The sequence below is a fragment of the Geodermatophilus sp. TF02-6 genome (genome assembly GCF_003319115.1).
In the GTDB taxonomy this organism is placed as follows: Bacteria; Actinomycetota; Actinomycetes; order Mycobacteriales; family Geodermatophilaceae; genus Geodermatophilus.
The window spans coordinates 45,701-66,183 of sequence record NZ_QOHF01000002.1; the positions used below are offsets into that span (position 1 = coordinate 45,701).

The 20,483-nt window shown below is 74.5% G+C and carries 17 protein-coding genes; 7 read left to right on the plus strand and 10 right to left on the minus strand.

The window, feature by feature from the left end; translation table 11 throughout:
* Positions 1-67: 67 nt before the first annotated feature.
* The 3 genes from DQ238_RS02275 to DQ238_RS02285 form a co-directional block, all read right to left on the minus strand.
* Positions 68-1,501 (minus strand): ATP-binding protein, encoded by a 1,434-nt coding sequence (locus DQ238_RS02275; protein WP_113779695.1) that lies wholly within the window; start codon positions 1,499-1,501, stop codon positions 68-70.
* On the minus strand, positions 1,498-3,156 hold the full coding sequence (locus DQ238_RS02280) for an FAD-dependent oxidoreductase (protein ID WP_113779696.1): 1,659 nt from the start codon (positions 3,154-3,156) through the stop codon (positions 1,498-1,500). The genes DQ238_RS02275 and DQ238_RS02280 overlap by 4 nt, the downstream gene beginning before the upstream one ends.
* Positions 3,157-3,308: 152 nt before the next feature.
* Positions 3,309-3,668 (minus strand): co-chaperone YbbN, encoded by a 360-nt coding sequence (locus DQ238_RS02285; protein WP_113779697.1) that lies wholly within the window; start codon positions 3,666-3,668, stop codon positions 3,309-3,311.
* 96 nt (positions 3,669-3,764) lie between these two features.
* Between DQ238_RS02285 and DQ238_RS02290 the strand changes: the two genes are divergently transcribed.
* Positions 3,765-4,109: a UBP-type zinc finger domain-containing protein gene (locus tag DQ238_RS02290; protein ID WP_113779698.1), complete on the plus strand. Its 345-nt coding sequence runs from the start codon at positions 3,765-3,767 to the stop codon at positions 4,107-4,109.
* 12 nt (positions 4,110-4,121) lie between these two features.
* On the opposite strand, the gene DQ238_RS02295 is transcribed toward DQ238_RS02290, so the two are convergent.
* The 3 genes from DQ238_RS02295 to DQ238_RS02305 all read right to left on the minus strand — a co-directional run bounded on the left by DQ238_RS02295 (position 4,122) and on the right by DQ238_RS02305 (position 7,923).
* Positions 4,122-5,561, minus strand: coding sequence for a carboxylesterase family protein (locus tag DQ238_RS02295; RefSeq protein ID WP_158550693.1), 1,440 nt, complete (start codon positions 5,559-5,561; stop codon positions 4,122-4,124).
* Between the two features lie 163 nt (positions 5,562-5,724).
* Positions 5,725-7,074: an MFS transporter gene (locus DQ238_RS02300; protein ID WP_113779700.1), complete on the minus strand. Its 1,350-nt coding sequence runs from the start codon at positions 7,072-7,074 to the stop codon at positions 5,725-5,727.
* A gap of 228 nt (positions 7,075-7,302) precedes the next feature.
* Positions 7,303-7,923: a TetR/AcrR family transcriptional regulator gene (locus DQ238_RS02305; RefSeq protein ID WP_233495646.1), complete on the minus strand. Its 621-nt coding sequence runs from the start codon at positions 7,921-7,923 to the stop codon at positions 7,303-7,305.
* A gap of 193 nt (positions 7,924-8,116) precedes the next feature.
* Between DQ238_RS02305 and DQ238_RS02310 the strand changes: the two genes are divergently transcribed.
* On the plus strand, positions 8,117-9,007 hold the full coding sequence (locus DQ238_RS02310) for a shikimate dehydrogenase (RefSeq protein ID WP_113779702.1): 891 nt from the start codon (positions 8,117-8,119) through the stop codon (positions 9,005-9,007).
* Between the two features lie 193 nt (positions 9,008-9,200).
* Entirely contained in the window at positions 9,201-11,048 is a 1,848-nt protein-coding gene (locus DQ238_RS02315) for a sugar phosphate isomerase/epimerase and 4-hydroxyphenylpyruvate domain-containing protein (protein WP_305037554.1), read from the plus strand.
* Here DQ238_RS02315 and DQ238_RS02320 read toward each other — a convergent pair.
* Positions 11,045-11,824 carry a dienelactone hydrolase family protein gene (locus DQ238_RS02320; protein ID WP_113779704.1) on the minus strand — a complete coding sequence of 260 codons (780 nt, stop codon included), beginning with the start codon at positions 11,822-11,824 and terminating at the stop codon, positions 11,045-11,047. The two genes, DQ238_RS02315 and DQ238_RS02320, sit on opposite strands and share 4 nt — an antisense overlap.
* 105 nt (positions 11,825-11,929) lie before the next feature.
* Here DQ238_RS02320 and DQ238_RS02325 point away from each other — a divergent pair, with 105 nt between their 5' ends.
* From DQ238_RS02325 to DQ238_RS02335, 3 genes are all read left to right on the plus strand, one after another.
* Complete coding sequence (locus DQ238_RS02325) at positions 11,930-13,207, plus strand: DNA adenine methylase (RefSeq protein ID WP_199506091.1); 1,278 nt, start codon at positions 11,930-11,932, stop codon at positions 13,205-13,207.
* Positions 13,208-13,359: 152 nt separating this feature from the next.
* The gene (locus DQ238_RS02330) at positions 13,360-14,778 is read left to right on the plus strand and encodes a selenium-binding protein SBP56-related protein (RefSeq protein ID WP_113779705.1); all 1,419 of its coding nucleotides are present in this window, start codon (positions 13,360-13,362) and stop codon (positions 14,776-14,778) included.
* A 423-nt stretch (positions 14,779-15,201) separates the two neighbouring features.
* Positions 15,202-16,020, plus strand: a complete 819-nt coding sequence (locus tag DQ238_RS02335) for an MBL fold metallo-hydrolase (RefSeq protein ID WP_113779706.1) — start codon at positions 15,202-15,204, stop codon at positions 16,018-16,020.
* Between the two features lie 36 nt (positions 16,021-16,056).
* Here the strand turns inward: DQ238_RS02335 and DQ238_RS02340 are convergent, their stop codons facing one another.
* Positions 16,057-17,085, minus strand: coding sequence for an ATP-dependent 6-phosphofructokinase (locus DQ238_RS02340; protein WP_113779707.1), 1,029 nt, complete (start codon positions 17,083-17,085; stop codon positions 16,057-16,059).
* 198 nt (positions 17,086-17,283) lie between these two features.
* On the opposite strand from DQ238_RS02340, the gene DQ238_RS02345 reads away from it, so the two are divergent.
* Entirely contained in the window at positions 17,284-18,900 is a 1,617-nt protein-coding gene (locus DQ238_RS02345) for an acyl-CoA synthetase (RefSeq protein WP_113779708.1), read from the plus strand.
* A 3-nt stretch (positions 18,901-18,903) separates the two neighbouring features.
* Here the strand turns inward: DQ238_RS02345 and DQ238_RS02350 are convergent, their stop codons facing one another.
* Positions 18,904-19,137 (minus strand): hypothetical protein, encoded by a 234-nt coding sequence (locus DQ238_RS02350; RefSeq protein ID WP_113779709.1) that lies wholly within the window; start codon positions 19,135-19,137, stop codon positions 18,904-18,906.
* Between the two features lie 40 nt (positions 19,138-19,177).
* Positions 19,178-20,461 carry a S8 family serine peptidase gene (locus DQ238_RS02355; protein WP_199506092.1) on the minus strand — a complete coding sequence of 428 codons (1,284 nt, stop codon included), beginning with the start codon at positions 20,459-20,461 and terminating at the stop codon, positions 19,178-19,180.
* Positions 20,462-20,483: the final 22 nt, after the last annotated feature.

Consider the following 20,483-nt stretch of genomic DNA (forward strand, 5'->3'; position numbering starts at 1 on the left):
TCGCGCCGAGCGTGCGAGGCGTGAGGGGGACGGGGTCCTTCACCGGTGGGGGGCAGGGGGTCCTTTCTCAGCTCGGGGGTGACGGCTCGGTCAGCGGCAGCCGCACCTGGAAGCGGGTGTCCCCCGGCCGCGAGACCACCCGGAGGTCGCCGCCGTGCCGGGTGACCACGATCCGCCAGGAGACGTCGAGACCCAGCCCGGTGCCCTGGCCGACCGGCTTGGTGGTGAAGAACGGCTCGAACACCCGCTGCCGCAGCTCCTCGGGGATGCCGGGCCCGGTGTCGGCGACCTCCACCAGCGCACGGTCGCCGTCGCGCGCGGTGCGCAGGGTGAGCGTCCCCTCCCCCGCCATCGCGTCGAACGCGTTCACGACGAGGTTGGTCCACACCTGGTTGAGCTCGCCGGCGTAGGCCGGGACGAGGGGCAGCGACCGGTCGTAGTCCTTGACCACGCTCACCCCGGGCGGGGTCTTGGCGCTGAGCATGACGAGGGTGGCGTCCAGCCCGGCGTGCAGGTCGGTCGGCTGGTGCGGGGCCCGGTCCAGCTGCGAGTACTGCCGGGCGGCCTCGACCAGGCCGGAGATGCGGCCGGTGCTGTCGATGACCTCGGTGACCAGCGACTCGGTCTCCACGGTGTAGGCCAGCCAGCGCAGCGCCGGCTCGAGCGCGGTGGGCTCGACGGCGTCGGCCACCCGGTCGAGGTCGTCGGGGCCGAGGCCGGCGGTCGTGAAGACCGCGGCCAGCTCCCAGGCCCCGCCGACGTCGTGCTCGTCGAGCCAGTCGCCCAGCTCGTCCTCGCGGTCGGCGCGCTCCAGGGCGGACAGCTCGCCGGCCCGCCCCGCCCGGGCGACCAGCTCCTCCTGCAGCCCGGTGAGCGCCCGCAGCACCCCTCCGTCGAGCCGGCCCTCCGAGAGCAGGGCCAGCTTGTGCCGCATGCCGGCGAACCGGTCGCGCAGCTCGGCGGCGGCGCGGGACGCGGCCGCGGCCGGGTTGTTCAGCTCGTGGGTGAGGCCGGCGGTCAGCTTGCCCAGGGCCAGCAGCCGCTCCCGCTGGCCGATCAGCTCCGCGGCGTTGCGCTGGCCGAGGAACAGCCCCTCCAGCAGGTGGACGGCCATGGGGTACCACCGGCGGAACACGGTGGCGAACTCCGCGGCGGGCAGCTGGAGGAACCGGCAGTCGGTCACCGCGCGCACCGTCGCCGGGTAGGTCTGCGGGAGCCGGTCGCCGAAGTAGAACTGCACCGCGCCGGAGTAGACGCCGCGGTGCGACGTCCGCACGGTCTCCACCTCGCTGCCGGCCGCCAGGCGGACCATGCTCAACGTCCCCTCCAGCAGGACGGAGAAGCAGCGGGCGGGCTCGCCCTCCACCGACACCGCGGAGCCGGCCGGGTAGGCGACCACGTCGCCGTGCGCGGCCACCCAGTCCAGCTGCTCGTCGTCGAGGTCGGCGAAGAGGAACAGCTCGCGCAGTTCGGCGGGCGGGAGCCGGGTCGCCGTCGTCATCTCTCCTCCAGGTACCGGTGCACGAGGGTCACGGCCATGGCGCCCTCGCCGACGGCGGAGGCCACCCGCTTGACCGACTCAGCGCGCACGTCGCCGGCGACGAAGACGCCGGGGAGGCTGGTCTCGAGGAAGTACGGGTCGCGGTCGAGCGTCCAGCCGCGGGGCCGGCGTCCCTCGTGCAGCAGCGCGGGGCCGGTGGGGATGAAGCCGCGCTCGTCCCGGACGACGGCCCCGTCGAGCCAGTCGGTGCGCGGCGCGCCGCCGATGAAGACGAACAGGTGGCTGGCCGGCAGCGTCTCGCGCTCGCTGGTCCGCGCGTCCTCGACGGTGATCGCCTCCAGGTGCCCGTCGCCCTGCGCGCCGGCCACCGTGGTGCAGGTGCGCACGCGGATCGACGGGATGCCGGCGATCTGCTCGATGAGGTAGGCCGACATCGACGCCTCCAGCGACGGCCCGCGCACCAGCAGGCACACCGAGCGGGCGTGCTGGGCGAAGAACACCGCCGCCTGCCCGGCGGAGTTGGCCCCGCCGACGATGTACACGTCGCGATCGGCGCACTCGGCGGCCTCGGTCAGCGCCGAGCCGTAGTAGACGCCGCGCCCGGTCAGCTCGTCGACGCCGTCGACGCCGAGGCTGCGGTAGGAGACGCCGGTGGCGAGGACGACGGCGTGCGCGGCGATCCGGCGGCCGTCGTCGAGGTGCAGCACCCGCTTGGGCCCGTGCGCCTCGAGGGCGACCACGTCGCGGGCCAGCAGCAGCTCGGTCCCGAACCGGACCGCCTGGCGGCGGGCCCGGTCGGCCAGCTGGCCGCCGGAGACGCCGTCGGGGAAGCCCAGGTAGTTCTCGATCCGGCTGCTCTGCCCGGCCTGCCCGCCGGTGGCCTCCCGCTCGACCAGCACCGTGCGCAGCCCCTCCGACGCGCCGTACACGGCGGCCCCCAGCCCGGCCGGTCCGCCGCCGACGACGACCAGGTCGTAGAAGGTCTCGCGCGGGTCGACGGCGAGGCCGGCGACCGCGGCCAGCTCGGCCTCGCTGGGGTGCCGGAGCACCTGCGCGTCGGCGGTGACGACCACCGGGACGTCGTCCGGCCCGGCGCCCGCGGCGGCGAGGATCCGCTGCCCCTCCGGCTCGTCGACGCTGAACCACCGGTAGGGGACGGCGTTGCGGGCCAGCAGGTCGCGGGCGCGGAAGGACGGCGCCGACCAGCGGTGGCCGACCAGCTTGACGCCGACCACCTCCGGGTCCGGGGTGTCCCGCCAGGCGTCGAGCATGCCGTCGACGACCGGGTAGAGCTTCTCCTCCGGCGGGTCCCACGGCTTGAGCAGGTAGGCGTCGACGTCGACGAGGTTGATCGCGGAGATGGCGGCGTCGGTGTCGGCGTAGGCGGTGAGCAGCGCGCGGCGGGCCCGCGGGAAGAGGTCCATGGCCTGTTCGAGGAACTCGATGCCGTCCATCTCCGGCATCCGGTGGTCGGCGAGCAGCACCGCCACCGGGTCGCCGCGCAGCTTGAGCTCGCGCAGCGCGTCCAGCGCCTCGGCGCCGGAGGCGGCCCGCAGCACGCGGAACTCCTCGCCGTAGCGGCGGCGCAGGTCGCGGGCGACGGCGCGCGAGACGGCCGGGTCGTCGTCCACGCTGAGCATGGCGGGTTTGCCCATGGCGGCCTCCTGTCCGGCGCCTCCCGCACGTCGGGAGGGCGGGTGCGGTGGACGGTGGCGCTGCCGGGCGCGGGGACCGACGCTGCCCCGTGCCGTCCACGCTAGACCGCCGCGGCGACCCCGCGACAGCCTCGGCCGGCCCGGTCGCGGCCTCAGACCGGACCGGGGTACTGCTCGCGCACGGCGGTCATGTCCAGCTCCCGGACGGTGGCGATGAGCAGGTCCACCGAGTCCGCCGGCAACCAGCCCGGCTCGGCGAACACCGGCACGCCGTCCCGGAACACCATGAGCGTCGGTGAGCGCCGCACGCCGACCGCCGCCGCCAGGCCGGGCTCGGCCTCGGTGTCGACGGCGGCGAAGACCAGGTCGGAGTGCCGGTGCGCGGCGGCGTCGAACACCGCGGCGAAGGCCCGGCTCGAGCCCGACCGCGCGGTCCGGAAGTCGACCAGCACGATGCCACCGGCGTCCACCGTGGCGGCGAAGTCGTCCTCGGTGAGGCTGACCGTCTGCATGCCGATCCAGTGTGCCCGGCCGCGGGCGGGTTCCGGTCGTGGTCCGCCGTCCCTACCGTGGACGGACACCGCCCCGACGATTGAACGGGGGACGCCGTGACCAGCGTCGGGATCGACCCGTCGGTGCCGCCCAGCGGCACCGGCTGCGTGGAGTGCGAGGTGAGCGGCGGGTGGTGGTTCCACCTGCGCCGCTGCGCCCAGTGCGGGCACGTGGGCTGCTGCGACTCCTCGCCGTCGCGACACGCCCGCCGGCACGCGGCCGAGGCCGGGCACCCGGTCATCCGGAGCTTCGAGCCCGGCGAGAGGTGGTTCTGGGACTTCACCCGCGAAGGCGTCGTCGACGGCCCCGAGCTCGCCCCGCCCGGGCACCACCCGAGCGACCAGCCGGCGCCCGGTCCGCGCGGCCGGGTGCCCGCCGACTGGCGGACCCGCCTGCACTGATCCCCGACCGGGTCAGCCCGCCCAGGCGCGGCGGCGCTCGGCGTCCGGGTCGGCGACCAGCCGGGGCGCCGCGTCGAGGAGCGCGACGCAGCGCGAGCCCGGCTGGTAGGGCCGCCACCGGTCGAGGACGCCGGCGGCCGGCGTCCCGCCGCGCACCACGGACAGCACCGACCCGTGCAGCGCCGCGGTGACCGCCAGGTCGGCCGGGTCCATGCCCGCGGCCGGGCGGGCCAGCAGCGGCCGCTCGACGAACCGCGGCGGGTGCGCCCACAGGCAGGCGTTGTCCGCGCCGTGGGTGGGGCCGAGCCGGTCGAACGGCGGCAGGGACGGCGCGTGGTCGAAGCGGCTCAGCCACACCCGCCCACCGGCCGCCGCCTGCGCCTCGGCCAGCTGCCAGGCCGGGCGCACCCACATCTCGTCGGTGAGCAGCGCCTGCAGCGGGTCCTCCCCCGGCCGCGCCGTCCGCGTGTAGACGCCGAGCAGCCGGCCGAACTCCGCGGCCCCGACCCGCCTGTGCGCCACCGCGGCCGCGCCGTCCGCGCCGCCCTGCAGGAACAGCGCCATCTCGTCGCGGCAGGAGCCCAGCCACAGGGGAGTCGCCCGCAGATCGCCGCGGGCGACGGCGTCCACCGGCCGCTCGGGCAGGACGGCGCCGTCGACGACCGGGCCGAACAGCACGCCGCCGAGCCGCTCGCGCCGGCTCCGTCCCGCCACCTCCCGCGCCGCGGCCAGCACCGCCGCGACCGGCAGCTCGCCCAGCCGCGCCCGGTCGGTGCGGTCCACGCCCAGGCGGGCCAGCACCCGGGCCGCGACGTCCACGGCCGCGGCCGGCTCCTCGGGGAGCCCGCCGATCGAGAAGGCGACCGCCGCGCGGGCCCGCCGCCCCGCCGGCGTGGCGAGCAGCGCGCAGACCAGGCTGGCGCCGGCGGACTGGCCGGCGAGGGCGAACCGGTCGGGGTCCCCGCCGAAGCCGGCGACCTCCCGCCGCACCCAGTCGAGGGCGGCGAGCAGGTCGGTCACCGCCGGGCTGGGCTCGGGGTCGTCGGCCGTGCCCAGCTGCAGGAACCCGAGCGGGCCCAGCCGGTAGGAGACCGCGACCACGACGGCCGGGCCGGTCGCGGCGAGCGCCGACCCGTCGTAGTCGGCGGCGGCGCCGGTCTGGAACGCGCCGCCGTGCACCCAGAACAGCACCGGCAGCGGGGCGTCGGCCTCCGCCGGGGCGTACACGTCGAGGGTCAGGCACTCCTCGACGCCGGTCAGGTCCCCGCTCGGCAGGTGCTGCACGCCGACCGGCCCCCGCCGCGTGGCGTCGAGGGGCTCGACCCAGGACGCCACCGGCCGCGCCGGGCCGAACCGCTCGGCACGGGCGTACGGGACGCCGCGCCAGCTGCGGACGCCGTCCGCCGACCGGCCGACGACGGGGCCGGCGGTGGTCTCGACCCGCACGGACACGAGCACGCCTCCTCGGGGGACGGCCGCGGGCCCCGGCCGGAGAGCCGGCGCCCGGCCCCGCTGCAGGGTCCCGCTGGCCCCCTGCAGGGTCCCGGCGCGAGCTTGCGAGTGGCGGGGGGCAGGGGGTCCTTCGACGAGGGGTGGGGAGCAGCGGGGTCCTTTCTCAGGCGCCGACCAGCTGCCGGTCGCGCGGGGTGGCGTCCGTGCGGCCGAGCTGCTCCAGCGGCACGTGCGCGGTCTCCCGCGCGGTGAGGGCGCACAGCCCGGCGACGGCGGCGGCGCCGGCGGTCAGGAACGCGACCGGCCACCAGCCGTCGGGGCCCCCGCCGACGATCGCGGCGGCGATCACCGGCGAGAACCCGCCGAGGGCGAAGCCGATCTGGGTGCCGATGGCCATGCCGGAGTACCGGACCCGGGTGTCGAACATCTCCCCGTAGAGGGAGGGCCACACGCCGTTGGCCGCCGAGTACAGGACACCGGACAGGCCGATGCCGAACACGAAGACCAGCGCGACGTTGCCGTGCTGCAGCGCCCACAGGAAGGGGAACGCCGCCACGGCCGAGCCCAGCGCCCCGAAGGCGAACACCGGACGGCGGCCGATCCGGTCGGACAGCATCGCCCACAGCGGCAGCACGCCGAGCGCGACCACGTTGGACAGGATCACCATCCACAGCAGGGTCGAACGCTCCAGCCCCACCACGTTGGTGCCGTGGGCGAGCGACCAGGTGCCGATGATCGTGCTGACCACCGAGACCAGGGCGCACAGGACCACCCGCAGCACCGCGGCCCAGTGGTCGCGGAACAGGACGGCGACGGGGAGCTTGGCGACGGTGTGCTCGTCCTCGACCCGCTCGAACTCCGGCGTCTCGGGCAGGGAGCGGCGCACCCAGTAGCCGACGGCGACGACCAGCGCGGACAGGAAGAACGGGATCCGCCAGCCCCAGGACAGCAACTGGTCCTCGGGCAGCAGGGCGACCAGGAGGAAGACCACGTTGGCCAGGATCAGGCCCGCCTGCGTGCCCTCGAGGGTGAAGCTGGTGAAGAACCCCCGCCGGCCTTCGGGGGCGTGCTCCAGCGTCATCGAGTTGGCGCCGCTCTGCTCGCCGGCGGCCGAGAGCCCCTGCAGGATGCGCAGCAGGACCAGCAGCACCGGGGCGGCCACCCCGATCGCGCCGTAGGACGGCAGCGCGCCGATGAGGAACGTCGAGGCCCCCATCATCAGCAAGGTGAGCACGAGCATGCGCTTGCGGCCGACCTTGTCGCCGAAGTGGCCGATGACGACCGCGCCCAGGGGCCGGGCGACGTAGGCGACGCCGAAGGTGGCCAGGGACAGCAGCGTGCCCGTGGACGGGTCGCTCTCCGGGAAGAACACCTCCGGGAAGACCAGCCCGGCGGCCGCTCCGTAGATGAAGAAGTCGTAGTACTCGAGCATGCTGCCGACGAAGCTGGCGACGGCGGCCTTGCGCGGTGTGTGCACGTGCGTGGTCCCGCCCGAGGCGGTGGTCGTGCTCATGTCGGTCTCCTGCGGGGCGCGGCGGCAGCGATCTCGTCGTGCCGGAGGGCGGTGAGGGCCCTTCTTCGGGACGGCGGTGCAGTGGACAGCGGCCGGGATCCCCGGCCCCCGTACCGCCCTGCCCTCGGTGGAGGGCGCGAGCGGCTATGTACCGTTTGGTTACGTACCAAATGGTGAGGTGACCGCCGTCACCGTGTCAAGCCTGCGGCGCGGGCCGTGCAGGACACCTCAGCGCACGGTCAGCCAGTCGACCACGAGGTCGCCGAGCATCCGCCGCTGGTGCTCGCGGCGGGCCGGGTCTAGCACGTCGCGGCCGAAGATGGCGCCGAACGTGTGCCGGTTCGCCGTCCGGAAGACGCAGAAGGCGCTGATCACCTGGTGCACGTCGAGGGCGTCGACGTCGTCCCGGAACACCCCGGCGTCCCGGCCCCGCTCCAGGATCCGGCCGAGGACGTCGAGGGCGGGGGTGGCCAGCCCGGAGAGCACCTCGGAGCGGGTGATGTGCTCGGCACGGTGGATGTTCTCGATGCTGACCAGGCGGATGAACTCCGGGTGCGCCTCGTGGTGGTCGAAGGTCAGGCCGGCGAGCTCGCGGATCGCCTCGACCGGGTCGAGGTGCTCCACGTCGACCTGCTGCTCCAGGCCGCGGATGCGGTTGTAGGCCTGCTCCAGGACGGCGACGTAGAGCTGCTCCTTGCCGCCGAAGTAGTAGTAGATCATCCGCTTGGTGGTGCTCAGCTTGTCGGCGATCTCGTTGACCCGGGCCCCGGCGTAGCCCCGGTCGGCGAACTCCGCGGTGGCGACCTCGAGGATCTCCGCCCGTGTGCGGTCGGCGTCGCGCACCCGCACGGGCCCACCTGACGGCGGGGTGGCGGCAGGCTCCACCCCCTCGGACGGACGCGCGGTCACGGCTTCCTCCAGCCTGGACGGGGACCTGCGAGCAGCGTAGGGCCGCCCCGGGCTCAGCCCGGACTGGCGCCCGCCGGGCCGATGTGGTCCCCTGTAACAACTCACCAACTGGTACATGGGGAGGAGACGGCCCATGACGTCCGGCTCACCGAGCTTCCTGGCCGGCCTGGTCGGCTGCGGCATCGGTCCCTCGCTCACCCCGCTGCTGCACGAGCGGGAGGCCGACGAGCTGGGCATCCGCTACCTGTACCGCCGGCTCGACCTCGACCGGCTGGGGCTGCCGGCCACCGCCGTCGGCGAGGTCCTCACCGCGGCCCGGCTGGCCGGCTACGACGGGCTCAACGTCACCCACCCGTGCAAGCAGGTGGTGCTGCGCCACCTCGACGAGCTCTCCCCCGACGCCGAGGCCCTCGGCGCGGTGAACACCGTCGTCCTGCGCGAGGGACGGGCGGTCGGCCACAACACCGACTGGTCCGGCTTCGCCCGGGCCTTCGACCGGGGGCTGCCCGACGCCGCCCTCGGCCGGGTCGTGCTGCTCGGGGCCGGCGGGGCCGGCGCCGGGGTCGCCCACGCGCTGCTCACCCTCGGCACCCACCGGCTGACCGTGGTCGACGTGGACGCCTCGCGCGCGGGCCGGCTGGCCGCGTCGCTGCGCGCGCGCTTCGGCGCCGGGCGCGCCGCCGCCGGCGACCTCGCGGCGCTGACCGTCCCGGTGGGCGAGGCCGACGGGCTGGTGCACGCCACCCCCACCGGCATGGCCGCCCACCCGGGGCTGCCGCTGCCGGCCGGGCTGCTGCGCCCGGACCTGTGGGTCGCCGACATCGTCTACCGGCCGCTGCGGACCGAGCTGGTGCGCACCGCGCGAGCGCTCGGCTGCCGGGTGCTCGACGGCGGCGGCATGGCGGTCTTCCAGGCCGTGGACGCCTTCCGGCTGTTCACCGGCGTGGAGCCCGACGCCGAGCGGATGCTGGCGCACTTCACCACGCTGGTCGCGGCAACCGGCTCCGATGTCCGGATCGGCTGACAAAGGACCCCCTGCCCCCCGCCACTCGCAAGCTCGCGGCGGGACCCTGCAGGGGGCCGCTCGTCCTCCCCGCCCCTCGGAGAAGGACCCCGTCTTCCCCACCCCTCGCAAGCTCGGGGCGGGACCCGAGACGGGGCCAGGGACCCGGCAGGGGGCCACGGGACGGGGTCGCCGCTCGATCGCCACGGTCTGCCTGTCCGGCACGCTCGAGGACAAGCTCGCCGCGGCGGCGGCCGCCGGGTTCGACGGCGTCGAGGTGTTCGAACCCGACCTGGTCGCCTCCCCGTGGTCGCCGGCCGAGCTGGCCGCCCGCTGCGCCGACCTCGGCCTGGCGATCGACCTCTACCAGCCCTTCCGCGACCTGGACTCCACCGACCCGGAACGCTTCGCGCGCAACCTGCGCCGGCTGGCCGCCAAGTTCGACGTGATGGCGGCCCTCGGCGCGGACACCGTGCTGGTCTGCTCGTCGGTCGCGCCCGACGCCGTCGCCGACGCCGACCTGCTCGCCGAGCAGCTGGCCACCGCCGCCGCCTCCGCCGGCGAGCGCGGCCTGCGGATCGCCTACGAGGCGCTGGCCTGGGGCCGGCACGTCTCCACCTGGGAGCGCAGCTGGGACGCCGTCCGCCGGGTCGGCTCCCCCGCCCTCGGGCTGTGCCTGGACAGCTTCCACGTGCTCTCCCGCGGCGGGGACCCGGCCGGCTTCGCCGAGGTGCCCGGCGAGGAGCTGTTCTTCCTCCAGCTGGCCGACGCGCCGCAGCTGCGGATGGACGTGCTGCAGTGGAGCCGCCACCACCGCCTCTTCCCGGGGCAGGGCGCCTTCGACCTGCCCGGCTTCGTCGCCGCGGTGTTCGCCACCGGCTACGCCGGGCCGCTCTCGCTCGAGGTCTTCAACGACGTCTACCGGCAGTCCGACCCGGCCCGGACGGCGGTCGACGCGATGCGCTCGCTGCAGTGGCTGGCCGAGGCGCTCGCGCTGCGCTGCCCGGACGCCGGGCTCCCGCTGCCCCCGGCCGCGCCGGCGCTGTCCGGGTGGTCGTTCACCGAGCTCGGCGTGGACGGCGTCTCCGGGCCGCGGGTGGCCGCCGTCCTCGAGCAGCTGGGCTTCGCGCACACCGGCCAGCACCGCTCCAAGCCGGTGCAGCTGTGGGAGCAGGGCCGGGCGCGGGTGCTGGTCAACGCCTCCGTCGTCCGGCCGGCCGCGGCCGGCGTGGCCTCGGTGGCCGGCATCGCCTCGGTGGCCGGCATCGCCTCGGTGGCCGCCCTGGGCCTGGAGAGCAGCGACCCGGGGCGCTCGGCCGCCCGCGCCGAGGCGATGAGCGCCCCGGTCCTCCCCCGCACCCGGGGTACGGCGGAGGCCGAGCTGTCCGCCGTCGCCGCCCCCGACAGAACCCAGGTCTTCTTCGCCCGCACCGTCCCCGACGGCTGGCCGGCCGACTTCCTGCCCACCGGGGCGCAGGCCGGGCCGGGCGCCGGGATCACCGGCGTCGACCACGTCGGCCTCACCCAGCCGTTCGACTCCTTCGACGAGGCCGGGTCGTTCTACCGTGCGGTGCTGGGCCTGGAGCCGCAGGAGGTCACCGAGCTAGCCGCCCCCTTCGGGCTGGTGCGCACCCGCGCGGTCACCGACCCCGGCCGGGCGGTGCGCCTGGCGCTGTCCGCCGCCGCGCTGCGCCGCGGCGGCTGGGCACCGGGGGTCCCCGAGCCGCAGTACGTCGCGTTCGCCACCGCCGACCTGGTTGCGACGGCGCGGCGGCTGCGGAAAGCCGGCGCGCCGCTGCTGCCGCTGCCGGCCAACTACGCCGACGACCTGGTGTCCCGCTTCGACCTCCCCGCGGACCTGGTGGCCGCGATCCGCGAGCACGGGCTCATGTACGAGGAGGACGCGGCCGGCGGCTACCTGCACCTGGCCACCGAGGTCCTCGGTGACCGGGTGTTCTTCGAGGTGGTGCAGCGCCTGGGCGGCTACGACGGCTACGGCAGCGCCGACGCGCCGGTGCGCATGGCCGCCCACCGCCGGCGGCGCCAGGCCCGGACCACCTAGGCGCTGCCGTCCACGGCTCCGTCCCGGGGGCCGCCCTGAGCCTGCGAAGGGTGGGGAGGACGGGGTCCTTCCCGCAGGTGGGTGTCGAAGAAGCGCAGGATCCGCGTCCAGGCGTCCTCGGCCGAGGGATGGTGGTAGCTCAGCCCGCCGATCCGCTCCACGACGGCCAGTGGCCCGCTGTTGTGCCGGTTCATGAACGAGTGACCGGCGTCGGGGTACTCGTGGACGTCGTGCGGCACGCCGTGCCGGGTGAGCACGCCCTCCAGCCGCTGTGCCGCCCCCCGCAGCCCGCGGTCCCGGGCGCCGAAACTGGCGACGACCGGGCACGCGCCGGCAAGCACCTCCTCGGCGTTCTTCGGCACGACCCCGTAGTTGGGCGCCGCGGCGTCGAAGCCGCGCGGAGCGGCCAGGAGGGCGAAGCCGCCGCCCATGCAGAAGCCGATGACGCCGACCTGCCCGGTGCAGTCCGGCCGCTCGGCCAGCCAGCGGCGGGTGGCCTCCAGGTCGCCGAAGGCCGGGCCCTCCTGGCGCAGCAGGTCGCGGAAGGTGCGCCGCAGGCACCGCAGGGCCCCGCCGGCGGTGAACAGGTCCGGGGCGACGGCGAGGTAGCCGGCCGCGGCCAGCCGGTCGGCCTGCTGGCGGGTGTCGTCGGTCAGCCCGAACGCCTCGTGGACCACCACCACGCCCGGCCACGGCCCCTCCCCCAACGGCGGGACGGCGAGGTGGGCACGCAGCTGCGGTGCACTGGCCGCACCGGGGATCGTGGTCTCGGGCACCGGGTCTCCTGTCGTCGCCACCAGAGGACCCGGACGCTACCCACCGGCCGCCGGCCCGGCAGGTCGAGGAGCTCGGCCCTCCCCGACGGGTCGTACCTCTCCGCGGTGGTCGCGCATCTCCTCAGCTGGCCGCGCTGCGCCCGGAGGCTGATGACCCGGGCGACCCACACCGAGCGACCGGCTCGTGTGGGCACGTTCGACCACCGTCAGGTGATGCGGCGGGGTGGTCGTTCGGCACAGGGGCCGGCGCACCGCCGCGCCGGACCACAGGTGCCCGGTTCCGTCACTGCCATCGGTCAGACTCCGGGCGTGACCGCTCTTCCGGAACGACCGGCTGCCCTCATCGCCCCCGATGTGATGACCCGAGCAGCGACGTTCCCGCGGTTGAGGTACATGGGGTCGAAGTACCGCTTGGTGCCCCATCTGGCTGACGTCTTCGCCGAAGTAGGCGGCGAGACGGCTGCTGATCCCTTTTCGGGCTCCGGTGTCGTGAGCTACCTGCTCAAGTGCCAGGGTTGTTCGGTCACGAGCAGCGACTACCTCAACTTCCCCTCCGTGATCGCCCGTGCGACGACGGTCAACAGTGACGTCATCCTGAGCGAGGAGGCCATCGAGACCATCTGCGGCCCCTCCGCCGATGACCGCGACTTCATCAGCACGACTTTCGAGGGGTTGTACTTCACCGAGCAGGATCGTCGTTTCCTCGACTCGGCCTGGTCTCACATCGACCGCCTGGAAGGCGCCGAGAAGGACCTGGCCATCTCCGCACTCGTGCTGTCCGCCGCCAGGCGCCAGCCGCGGGGGGTCTTCACGTTCACGGACGCCAACCGCTATGTCGATGGCCGTCGGGACCTCGAGCTGTCACTGCGCCGGCACTTCCGGGAGCGCGCCGCCGAGTACAACGCCGTGGTGTTCGACAACGGACGGGTCAGCCGGGCCTCACAAGGCGAGGTGTTCGAGATCGACGCCGGCCCCTACGACCTGGTGTACCTGGACCCACCGTATGCGCCGCCCTCCGATGACAACGACTACATCAAGCGCTATCACTTCCTCGAGGGCCTCAGCAACTACTGGCGCGGCTCGACCATCATGGAGAACACGAAGACGAAGAAGCTGGCCAAGCGTTTCACGCCTTTTGCCTACAAGAGGACGATCGAGGACGCGCTGCAGCGCACCTTCGAGCGATTCGCCAGTTCGGGGACGATCGTCCTCTCGTACTCATCGAATGCCGTACCTGACGCCGCTCGCATACTGGAGTTGCTCAAGCGCGTGAAAGACGACGTCGAAGTGCGAGAAGTGGATCACAAGTACAGCTTCGGCACACATGGAGCTGCGACGCGCCGCAACGTGAAGGAGTACCTGTTCATCGGACGCAGCGCGTGAGGGGGACTTCCGAGCCGTTCTCGAGGAAGCAACCCGCGTGCGAGGGCTGCTGTGGGTCGACCTGCCGGTGAGGGACGGCAGAGCCCAGAGGTCTTCCCCCGGAGCGCGTTGCGCGGGAGGGTCAGGGTCCCCGCATGCGCTGGAGGTCCGCCATGAGCTCGCCGACGACCACCGACCCGACCTTCTACCGCAGCGCGGCCGAGGCGATCGCCGCCCCGACCGAGCAGCTGGCCTACGTGGTCGCCTTCGACCGCGCCGCCGAGCGACCCGACGCCCTGGCCGTCGTCGACGTCGACCCGGCCTCGGCCGGCTACGGGACCGTGGTCGGCTGGGCGGAGCTGCCCACGATCGGCGACGAGCTGCACCACTTCGGCTGGAACGCCTGCTCCAGCGCCCTCAAGCACGAGGGCCACGACATGGGGGACGACAGCCTGCAGCGGCGCTACCTGCTGCTGCCCGGCCTGCGCAGCTCCCGGATCCACGTCTACGACACCCAGCCCGACCCGCGCAACCCGGTGCTGCACAAGACCATCGAGGCCGCGGAGCTGGCCGAGAAGGCCGGCTACTCGCGCCCGCACACCCTGCACTGCGGCCCGGACGGCGTCTTCCTCACCTGCCTGGGCGGGACGGCGGACGGGGACGGACCCGGCGGGATCGCGCTGCTCGACCACGCCACCTTCGACGTGCTGCGGGCGTGGGAGACCGACCGTGGGGACCAGTACCTGGCCTACGACGCCTGGTGGCACCTCAACCAGAACACGCTGGTCTCCAGCGAGTGGGGCACGCCGGACATGATCGAGGACGGGCTGGTGCCCGAGCAGCTGCTGGCCAACCGGTACGGCCACCGGCTGCACTTCTGGGACCTGGCGGAGGGCCGGCTCCGGCAGACGGTCGACCTCGGCGCCGAGCACCAGATGGTGCTGGAGCTGCGGCCCTCCCACGATCCGGACGCCACCTGGGGCTTCGCCGGCGTCGTCGTCTCCACCGCCGACCTGTCGGCGTCGGTGTGGCGCTGGTTCCGCGACGGCGACGAGTGGCGGGCCGAGAAGGTCATCACCATCCCCGCCGAGCCGGCCGACCCCGCCGACCTCCCGCCGGCGCTGCAGCCCTTCGCCGCGGTGCCGCCGCTGGTCACCGACATCGACCTGTCGGTCGACGACCGGATGCTGTACGTGTCCTGCTGGGGCATCGGCGAGCTCAAGCAGTTCGACGTCACCGACCCCGCGCACCCGCGCGAGGTCGGCTCGGTGCACCTGGGCGGCGTCGTCCGGAGGACCCCGCACCCGGCCGCGCCGGACGAGCCGCTGGCCGGCGGGCCGCAGATGGTGGAGATCAGCCGCGACGGACGGCGGGTGTACCTGACCAACTCGCTCTACGGCGCCTGGGACGACCAGTTCTTCCCCGCCGGCTGCGGTTCGTGGATGGCGAAGATCGACACCGATCCGCAGGCCGGCGGGATGACCCTCGACGAGCGGTTCTTCCCGCACGGCGACGACTGGCGCGGGCTGCGGCCGCACCAGGTCCGGCTGCAGGGCGGGGACGCGTCCTCCGACTCCTACTGCTATCGGTAGGGCTGTTGCACAGTTCCGCGGGCAGGCGGCGGCCAGGTCGGGTCAGCATCCCGTGGCCGCAGCGAGCACACGACACGCATGCTGCATCCGTGCCGCCGACAGGCTGGTGACCCACCGGCGGAACGCATCCTCGGGGAACGTGTGCAGGTCGGAGTCGACGACGCAGGTGGTCGGCACGCCGTCGTCGTCCGGAGTCAGCTCCAACTCGGAGACGAGACCTCGGACGGTTCGGGTCGACGCCGCGACGACGACCGCGCCGATCCGACCCGCGACCGGATCGCGCCCAGGCGTTCGGCCCAGGCCTGCACTTCCCGGGCATCGGCGAGACCAGGTGTGTCCCGGGTGACGGAACGTCGGCCGGCGCCCACGGTGGCGGTGGGTCGTCGACGGAGGCAGAGTCGACGGAGGCAGAGGAGAACCGCGGTGCCCGCCTGGATCTGCGTCACCTGTGGCGTCCAGTACCCCGACACCGAACGCGCACCGGAACGCTGCCCGATCTGCGAGGACGAACGGCAGTACGTCGGCTGGAACGGCCAGCAGTGGACCACCATGGCCGACCTCGCCCGGGATCACAGCGTCGAGGTGCGCGAGGAAGAACCCGACCTCGTCGGGATCGGCGTCCAGCCCAGCTTCGCGATCGGCCAGCGCGCGCTGCTCGTCCGCACTCCGCACGGCAACGTCCTGTGGGACTGCATCTCCCTGCTCGACGACGACGCCCGGCGCCGGATCGCCGATCTCGGCGGCATCGACGCGATCTGCACGTCCCACCCGCACTTCTACGCCGCCCACGTCGAGTTCGCCGACGCCTTCGACGCTCGAGTGCTCGTTCCGCGCGCCGACCGGCAGTGGGTCCAGCGGCCCTCGCCGCGGATCGAGCTGTTCGACGACGACGTCGAGCCCGTCCCCGGCCTGACGCTGGCCCGCATCGGCGGTCACTTCGACGGCGCGGCCGTGCTGCACTGGCCGGCCGGCGCGGACGGCCGCGGCGCGCTGCTCACCGGCGACACCATCACCGTGGTCCAGGACCGCGAGTGGGTCAGCTTCATGTGGAGCTTTCCCAACCTCATCCCCCTGGACGAGCACACCGTCCTCGACATCGCCCGCCGCGTCGAACGGTTCGGCTTCGACCGCGTCTACGGCGGCTGGTGGGGACGCATCGTCGTCGACGACGGCGCGGCCACCGTCCGCCGCTCCGCCGACCGCTACGTCGCCCGCCTGCACGGGGAGCGACCGCCCTCGTAGGCGGCGCGTGTCCGCGGGGAGGGATGCCTCGCTGCGTCAGCCGGTGAAGGCGCCGGTCTCGGCCAGCCGGGAGGGCGTCACCGTCTTCAGCCGGGCGACCGCCTGCGCCAGCGGCACCAGCTCGATCTCGGTGCCGCGCAGCGCGACCATCTGCCCGTGCCGGCCCTCGTGCGCGGCGATCGTCGCGTGCAGGCCGAAGCGGGTGGCCAGCACCCGGTCGAACGACGTCGGGGTGCCGCCGCGCTGCACGTGACCGAGGACGGTGGTGCGCACCTCCTTGCCGGTGCGCCGCTCCAGCTCCTCACCCAGCTGCTGGGCGACGCCGGTGAACCGCTTGTGGCCGAACTCGTCCACGCCGCCGTCGCGGACGCTCATCGTGTCGGGCAGCGGGTGCGCCCCCTCGGCGACCACCCCGATGACGTGCGAGTCCCCGCGGGCGAAGCGGTCCTCGACGATCTTGGCCACCTCGGCGACGTCGAACGGCTCCTCGGGTACCAGGGTGATGTGCGCGCCGGAGGCCAGGCCGGCGTGCAGGGCGATCCACCCGGCGTGCCGGCCCATGACCTCGACCAGCAGCACCCGCTGGTGCGACTCGGCGGTGGTGTGCAGCCGGTCGATCAGGTCGGTGGCGATGCTGACCGCGGTGTCGAAGCCGAGGGTCAGGTCGGTGCAGTCGATGTCGTTGTCGATCGTCTTCGGGATGCCGACGACCGGGACGCCGGCCTGCGAGAGCAGGTGGGCGGCGGTCAGCGTGCCCTCGCCGCCGATCGGGATGAGCACGTCGACGTCGTGCGCGGCCAGCACACCCGTCATCCGGCCCAGCCCCGCGTGCAGCTTCGCAGGCTGAACGCGGGCCGAGCCCAGCGTCGTCCCCCCGCGGGTCAGCAGGCCGTCGACGGCGGGGACGTCCAGCGGCGTCGTCCGGTCCTCGAGCAGGCCGCGCCAGCCGTCGCGGAAGCCGATCACCTCGCTGCCGTGGTGGGTCGCCGCGGTGCGGACGACGGAGCGGATGACGGCGTTGAGGCCGGGGCAGTCGCCCCCGCCGGTCAGGATGCCGATGCGCACCGGCTGTCCCCCTCGAGTCGCGGGCCGGGTCCCCACCGAACATACGTCATGACGACATGACGACAGGGTGGGAACCGCCGGTGTGTCGGCTCACAGCCGGTGGCCCGACCGGTCGGCCGTGCGCCGAGCCGTACCGTGGCACCCCACCGCAGGGCAGGCTGACGGCCCCGACCCGCCGTCCGCGAGAGGTCCGTTCCCATGGCTGCCGACCCCACCTCCGCCCCCACCGCCGCGGTCGCCCGCGCCCGGCAGCACTCCGTCGGCGACCTGCTGCACCGCACCGCCCGCCGCCACCCCGACAAGCCGGCCGTCGTCGCCGGCGACCTGCGGGTCACGTACGCGGAGTTCGACGCGGCGGTCAACCGCACCGCGCACGCCCTGGCCGAACGGGGGCTGGGCAAGGGCGACCGGCTGGCCCTGCTGTCGCACAACTGCTGGCAGTTCGCGGTGCTCGCGTTCGCCACCGCCAAGCTCGGCGTCGTGCTCGTACCGGTCAACTTCATGCTCGGCCCGGACGAGATCGCCTACATCCTCGGGCACTCCGGGGCCCGCGGGATCGTCGCCGAGGACGCCCTGGCACCCACCGCGGAGAAGGCGCTGGCCACCGCCGGGCTGACGGACGGCGTGCGCGGGTGGATCCCGTCGTCCGGGGCCGCGCCGACCGCCGGGTGGGAGGACGTCGACCCGTGGTGGCGCACCGGGGACGACGGCGCGCCCGACATCGCGGTGGCCGACGACGACCCGCTGCGGCTGATGTACACCTCCGGCACGGAGTCGCGCCCCAAGGGCGTGGTGCTGTCCAGCCGCTCGCTGGTCACCCAGTACGTCAGCTGCACCGTCGACGGGGGGATGGGCGCCGACGACGTCGAGGTGCACGCGCTGCCGATGTACCACTGCGCCCAGCTGGACTGTTTCTTCTCCGTCGACGTCTACCTGGGCGCGACCAGCATCATCCTGCCCGGCCCGGACCCCGCGGCGATCCTGGCCGCGATCGAGCGGGAGCGGGTGACCAAGCTCTTCTGCCCGCCGACGGTGTGGATCTCGCTGCTGCGGCACCCCGCCTTCGACACCACCGACCTCTCCAGCCTGCGCAAGGGCTACTACGGCGCCTCCCCCATGCCGGTCGAGGTGCTGCGGGAACTGGCCCGCCGGCTGCCCGACGTCGCCCTGTGGAACTTCTACGGGCAGACCGAGATGAGCCCGCTGGCGACGATCCTGCGCCCGTCCGAGCAGCTGGAACGGGCCGGCTCGGCCGGCCGCGCGGCGCTCAACGTGGAGACGGTGCTCGTCGACGACGACGACCGCCCGGTCCCGCCCGGGCAGGTCGGCGAGATCGTCCACCGCAGCCCGCACGCGGCGCTGGGCTACCACGACGACCCGGACAAGACCGCGGAGGCGTTCCGCGGCGGCTGGTTCCACTCCGGCGACCTCGGGGTGATGACCGAGGACGGCTACCTCACGGTCGTCGACCGCAAGAAGGACATGATCAAGACCGGCGGGGAGAACGTCGCCAGCCGGGAGGTCGAGGAGGCGATCTACGCGCTGGACGGCGTGGCGGAGGTCGCCGTCTTCGGGATCAGCCACCCGTACTGGGTGGAGGCGGTCACCGCCGTCGTCGTCCCCAAGACGGGGGCGGACCTGACGGCTGCGGACGTGCGCGCCCACACCCGGGAACGGCTGGCCGGCTTCAAGCAGCCCAAGTACGTCGTCCTGGCCGACGCCCTGCCCAAGAACCCCAGCGGCAAGATCCTCAAGCGCGACCTGCGCGAGCAGCACGCCGGCCTCGCCGCCGACACCGCCGCCGGGGAGGGGTGAGCGTCACTGGACCGGCGCGTCCGGCGGGGGCAGCTGCACGCGGCCGGCCTCCTCCACCGAGCTCACCCCGTCCACCTGCAGCGCGGCCAGCGGCCGACCCGTGGGCATCCGACCGGAGATCACGCCGATCTCGTCGAGCACCTGGTCGACGCGCAGCCCGCGCTCGCGCAGCTCCTGGGCGACCGTGTCCACCTGGGTCCGGTGGGCGTCGTCCACGGTGACGATGACAGCGGTCATCCCCGCACCGTAGCGCCGCCGCGGACCCCCGCCGGCCGGTTCACTGCGGCGCGGTGAGCAGCCCCGCCCCGACGTCCGCCGACGGCGCGGTCAGCCGCCGGCCCGCCTGGGTGAGCGCCCACCACAGGTCCCGCCCGCGCAGGCCGGTCTCCTCGGCCCACAGCGCGGCCAGCCCGGCGACGTGCGGCGTGGCCATGCTGGTGCCGCTGATCGTGTTGTACCGGGTGGGCATCGGCCAGGAGGAGTACACGTCGATGCCGGGCGCGGCCAGGTCGACCTGCCCGCCGGGGGTGTCGGTGCTGCGGGCGGAGAACCAGGCCACCTCGAGGTCCTGCTGCAGGGCGCCGACGGCGAGCACGTGCGGGCTGTTCGCCGGCGCGCCGACGAACCCCACGTCGCCCTGGCGCCGGTCGGCGTTGTTGCCCGCCGCGGCCACGACGAGCGTCCCCTGGCCGAGTGCCCGGCGGCCCGCGGCGGTGTAGGCGGGGCTGGGCTCGGGGGTGTCCGCGCCCAGCGACATGGAGACGACCGCGCAACCGTTGCGCAGCGCCCAGGCGATCCCGGCGAGGATCTGCGCGTCGGTGCCCGAGCCCTCGTCGCCGAGCACCTTGCCGACGAAGACCTCGGCCTCGTACGCGATGCCGTAGCGACGGGTCCCCGCCGGCGTCCGGGGCCCGCAGGCGGTGCCGACGCAGTGCGTCCCGTGCCCGTACCCGTCCTGCGGGGACTCCCCCGGCACGAACGACGTCGCGGTGACCGCCCGGCCGGCGAAGTCGGGGTGCGTGGCGTCGAAGCCGGTGTCGAGGACGGCGACCCGGATCCCCCGACCCGACCGCGGGGAGCCGACGACCCCGGTGGCCTGCAGCCCCCAGGTGTACTGCGGGGTGTCGCTGTACGCCGGCCCGCCGGGCGCCTGCCCGTCCCCGATCTGGTCGAGCAGCCGCCCGGTCAGGTCGGTGACCGCGTCCCGGTAGCCGGCGAGGTAGCCGGCCGGGATCTCCGGCAGGACGTGGTGCACCAGCTCCGGGGTCACCGTCACCACCGACCCCGCGGCCGCCACCTGGTCCGGGTCGAGGCCGGCCACGGCCAGCCCCAGCTCGGGGAAGACGACCGCCTCGGCCTGCCGCAGTCCCAGCGCGTCGACGTCCGCGGGTTCGAAGTCGCGGGAGTCGGCGACGTCGGAGAGCCCGGCGACCTGCCGCACCGTGGCCGCGGCGTCCGCGTGAGGGTCGAGGACCAGCACCGACCGGCCGGTCGTCGCGACCGGCGCCGGAGCGCCGGGGCTGCCCGGTACCGGCTCGCGCTGCGGCGGTCGCTCGATCACGGTGGCCTCCTCGGCTCGGCGG